Source organism: Streptomyces sp. NPDC127084, from assembly GCF_042724175.1.
Taxonomy (GTDB): domain Bacteria; phylum Actinomycetota; class Actinomycetes; order Streptomycetales; family Streptomycetaceae; genus Streptomyces.
Map to the genome: position 1 here is coordinate 56,613 of NZ_JBHXFA010000020.1, position 4,376 is coordinate 60,988.

The window sequence follows — 4,376 nt, forward strand, 5'->3', positions numbered from 1 at the left end:
CTTGCGCTAGGCCGGGTCCCGGCGTCTCACCTCCCCGCTCTCGGAAAGCCGCCCCCAATATTTCGCTGGGGGCATTCGACCTCTTGGAAGCACCCACACTACCCGCACTTCGGCGGGCGTGAACTCCACTCGCGCCGTTGGTTACAATCTATATGCACAAGGGTGCCGATCTGGAGGGGATGAAGTGGCAGGGGACAAGAAGCCGGCGGCGGTGAAGCCCTACCTGGCCGGCGGTGCGGAGTTCGCCGCACTGTACGGGGTGAAGCGGCTCCAGGTCAGCCAGTGGATCAGCCGAGACCAGACGCTCGACTATCGGTACGCGAAGATCATCAGTGGGTCGCCGTATTGGCTGCTGCACTTCGTGAAGGGTTTCGGCCAGACCACTCCGCGTCCCAGGCATCTCAATGAGGCCGAGCTTGCCCGTCTGGTCAAGGAGCAAGATCCCGGGCGGTGGGTCAGCGAGGTCGGCGAACTTCCGCCGCTTGTGGGGCTGGCTGAGGTGGAAGCTCTGTTTCAGCTCCCCTCCAACGCGCTGTTGAGGAACGCGATCGGCACGGGCCGGTTCCGTCCTGCCGACTACAACTTGTCCGGCTCGCCGATCTGGCTGCTGGAGCCGGTGGTCGAGGACGCCCCTGCACTGCAGGCGGGCGCCCGCAACGTCGACTGGGCGATCGATGAACGCGTCCTGTCTTCCCTGCGGGACGGCACCTACGACGGCCCCGGCTCCAGGATCGTGCCGCGCGGCAAGGCTGCGAGTCGAACCCCCAAGTAACCGCTGCTCAAACGGGACTTGTTCTTGATTCGAACCCCAATTGCATATAGAATGGAAGCGCATCCAGCCGGGTGCGCTTCTTGCGATTTGGGGGTGTGGTGCAGTACTCCAGGGGGCCGCCGAGCGGCGGGCGCCGATGTTGTCGATCGACAATCCGTCTCCTCAAAGATAGATTCCAACACTCAATAGATGTCGTCCGATCTGAGGGGGAGAGTGTCTTGCTGATCGACCAGCCGCCGTTGTTCGCCACCATCCAGCCCGTTCGTCACCCCGTCGATGTCGGGACCCTGACCATCCAGCAGCGGTTCGAGGCATTCCACGCCCTCAACCCCTGGGTCTTCACGGCGTTGGCCCGGATGACGGCCGACTGCGCCGACAAAGGGTTCTCGAGGATCGGCATAGGGATGCTCTTCGAGCTCCTGCGCTACCAGTACGGCGCGGCGACACGAGGTGACGAGTTCGCGCTGAACAACTCCTACCGCTCCCGGTATGTCCGCCTCCTGCTGGCCGGACACCCGGAGTGGGCACCGCTCTTCGAAGTCCGCGCGCTACGCGCGGACTGACCGACCACGACCTCTTGGAGCCAGATCGTGAACGCACCAGCGGGCGCCGCCAAGCCGCCCGCCATCAAGCTCAAGACCCGCAGGCCAACCGGGATCGTCCCCTGGCCCCTGCTCCTCATCGAGGGAGAGGAGGGCGCTGGCAAGACCTACTCGGCGGCTCAGTTCTCCGCCTCCGAGCGCATCGGTCAGATGTACTGGATCGACCTCGATGAGGGGTCGGCCGACGAGTACGCGGCGATCGACGGCGCGAACTACCTGATCATCGAGCATGACGGCACCTATAGAGACATCCTCGAACAGGTCGAGGCCGTACACGCGGAGGCGCGGCGTGCTGCGGCAGCCGGAGAGCCGCCGGTCGTCCTGACCATCGACTCGGGATCAGCCCTCTGGCGGATGCTGACCAACTGGACATACGAGCGGGGCCGCCGGACGCGGAAGAACCGCGCACTTCTCCAGGACGACCCGGACGCGGCCTTCGACATTGGCCGCAACCTGTGGAACGACGCGCTGGAACGGTGGAACAGGATCATCTACCTGCTGCGCACCCTGCCCGGCGTCTCCATCGTCCTCGCCCGCGGCAAGCAGGTCAGCGCCACCGACGACAACGGACAGCCGATCCAGAACAAGACCGAGTGGAAGGTGTCGGCCCAGAAGGACCTGGGCTTCGACTCCACGTGCTGGGTGCGGATGAAGCGCGACGCCGACCCCCAGATCATCAAGGTGCGGTCCCTGCGCCTGCGCGTCGAGCAGAGGAAGCCGCTGACCCTGCGGGACTTCAGCATCGAGGACCTGGTCTTCAACGGACTCGGCTGCTCCATCGAATCCCAGCCGCGCGTGATGCCTGCGCTCGCTGGTGATCTGGTGCAGCCGTGGCTGACGCGCATCGCCGAACTGAAGGACAAGGAAGCCCTCGGCGCGCTGTGGCGCTCCGTCCCGGACCCTGGCAACCGACTCGGCCGGGAGGAGATCGCCACCGTGCGTGCCGCCGCCGAACAGAGGGCGGCTGAACTCGACAACCCGCGCTCGGAGATGGGCGGGGGCTCACTGACCGACGCTGACAAGCTCCGCGCCGCCGCCAAGCGGAAGGCCGCCGAGCAGGACGCGGACGCCGAACAGTGACCGGCCCGCACGTACCTCTTGGAGGACTCCCATGTCCGTAGCCGCCATCGTCGAAGGCGTCGCGCCGTCCATCTGGGACGCCGCCCACCACGTCGATGCACGCCGCCCCCGCTCCCTTCAGACTCAGCTCGGGGCGTCCGACACCGTGTGCGGCCGCCGCGCCGCCTACATCCTGCACGGCGTCACGCCGACCGATCACGCCGACAAGCGCGCGGCGATTCTCGGCACGTTCATCCACTACGGCCTGCTGGAGTCGGCGCGCACCGAGTACGGCTGGCTGGTGGAGCGAAGCGTTCAGGACGACCTGATCAGAGGTCACGTCGACGTCGTCCAACTCGACGCGGCGACGGCGGCTCGGCTGCCTGCGCGTCACCGACCGGCGATACCCGCAGACGTGCTCACCGTGGAGGACGTGAAGACGAAGTCCACCTACCTGTGGGACCGCGTCCTTCGCTACGGTGCGACGGCCGCCGAGCTGCGGCAGGTCCACCTCTACGCGGGCGCGCTGCACGAAGTCGGATTCGAGGATGTCCCGGGGCAGCGGTACCTGTCCCGCCTGGGTCCGCTCGACATCGGGCGCATCCGCTTCCGCTTCATCAACCGTGACAGCGGAGCCGAGCACGTCCAGGAGATCGACTTCGACCCCCAGCGGGCCGCCGAGGCCCAGTGGTGGGTGGAACGCGTCCGCGAGACCAGCGGCCCCGATGAGATGCCGCGCGACTTCAACGGCCCGAACCTTGACGCCATCTGCGGCTACTGCCCCTTTCGCTCCCTGTGCTGGCCAGGGACGGCGCCGGGCCTCCCGGAGCAGACGACGCTCATCCACAACGACGCCGACCGGGAACAGGCGCTCGTGGACTACGTGAAGGGACACGAACTCGCGAGCGAGGGCGACCGAATCAAGAAGTTCGCCCGTATGAAGCTGGACCAGTCCCCAGCCGGGACCTACGGCCCGAACAAGCTGTCCTGGCGCGGCGGGAACGACGAGGAGAAGGACGACCTGGAGGCGATGGTCGACCTTCACGAGATCGCTGGCATCCCCGTCCCGATGAAGCCGGATGCGGACCGCATGGTCAAAAACCTCAAGGCCGCCGGGCTGCCCGTTCCACGGCGGAAGACCGGGAAGAAGACAGCGCCGGTCATCAACGTCGCGCCGGCCTGACCGGGGCCCTTGATTCCTCAGCCCCGCCCGTGAACGACGGGCGGGGTGCCCCGTCCTGCCGCCATGCCTGCACTGTCCAAGGGGAACCGTGTCTATCCAACTGATGATCGCTGCGGCATATCTGCCGCCTGATGTGCTCAGCACGAGCCAGAAGCTCGCCCTTATGAAGATCGCGGACTCAGCCGACGACGAGACGCGGCTCTCGCGGCCCGGCTTGACTCGGCTCGCAGCCTGGGTCGGCGTGACCGACAAGAGGGCCGTCACCATCGTCACCGAGCTCATCGCCAAGGGGCTTGTGGAAAGGGTGCAGACGGGGAAGGCGGGCCGCGCCGCGGTCTACCGGGTCTTCCCGCTGGGCGTACCACCGACGCCCACCACGGCCGATCTAAAGGCGGCTGCGGAGGCCCGCAAGGCTGCTCCGAAGAACGCCCGTAAAGCCCGCTCTGGGGTCGAGCGTGCTGCCCCGGCGAAGCCCGCGATGACCTACCAGGACGTCGAATCCCGTAAGGCCGAGCGGCGCCGGAAGGCCGGAAAGTCGCAGGTGGAGACAGGGTTCCACGCGGGGAACCCAGGGGAGGAAGCAGGGTTCCACGAGGGGAACCCGGAGGGGGAAGAGGGCCGGGGGGGGGCGGGGGGTGGCGCGGGGGGGGGCGGGCGAAATTTCGAGCCCGGCGCGGGGGGCGGGCGCGCCCCCCCGGATCGGCCTGCCGTCCACCCGCGCGCCGTGCCCGCGCACCGCTACCGCCATCTCGTCCAGCGC

Annotated in this window: 5 protein-coding genes; all 5 read left to right on the forward strand. The window is 67.4% G+C overall.

All coding sequences use genetic code 11. The features are described from left to right. Nucleotides 1–211 precede the first annotated feature (211 nt). Complete coding sequence (locus ACFWI9_RS07675; protein ID WP_387159664.1) at nucleotides 212–772, forward strand: hypothetical protein; 561 nt, start codon at nucleotides 212–214, stop codon at nucleotides 770–772. A gap of 218 nt (nucleotides 773–990) precedes the next feature. Further along, nucleotides 991–1,335: a hypothetical protein gene (locus tag ACFWI9_RS07680; RefSeq protein WP_387159665.1), complete on the forward strand. Its 345-nt coding sequence runs from the start codon at nucleotides 991–993 to the stop codon at nucleotides 1,333–1,335. A 27-nt stretch (nucleotides 1,336–1,362) separates the two neighbouring features. Next, on the forward strand, nucleotides 1,363–2,454 hold the full coding sequence (locus tag ACFWI9_RS07685; RefSeq protein WP_387159667.1) for an AAA family ATPase: 1,092 nt from the start codon (nucleotides 1,363–1,365) through the stop codon (nucleotides 2,452–2,454). A 31-nt stretch (nucleotides 2,455–2,485) separates the two neighbouring features. Beyond that, a complete protein-coding gene (locus ACFWI9_RS07690) occupies nucleotides 2,486–3,616 on the forward strand; it encodes a PD-(D/E)XK nuclease family protein (protein ID WP_387159669.1) in 1,131 nt (376 codons plus the stop codon). Nucleotides 3,617–3,704: 88 nt separating this feature from the next. Then, nucleotides 3,705–4,376 (forward strand): helix-turn-helix domain-containing protein (locus ACFWI9_RS07695; protein ID WP_387159670.1); only part of this gene is annotated, 672 nt, incomplete at its 3' end.

Coding starts and splice junctions, on each gene's coding strand:
- ACFWI9_RS07690 (WP_387159669.1), top strand. CDS start 2,486: ATGTCCGTAGCCGCCATCGTCGAAGGCGTCGCGCCGTCCATCTGGGAC.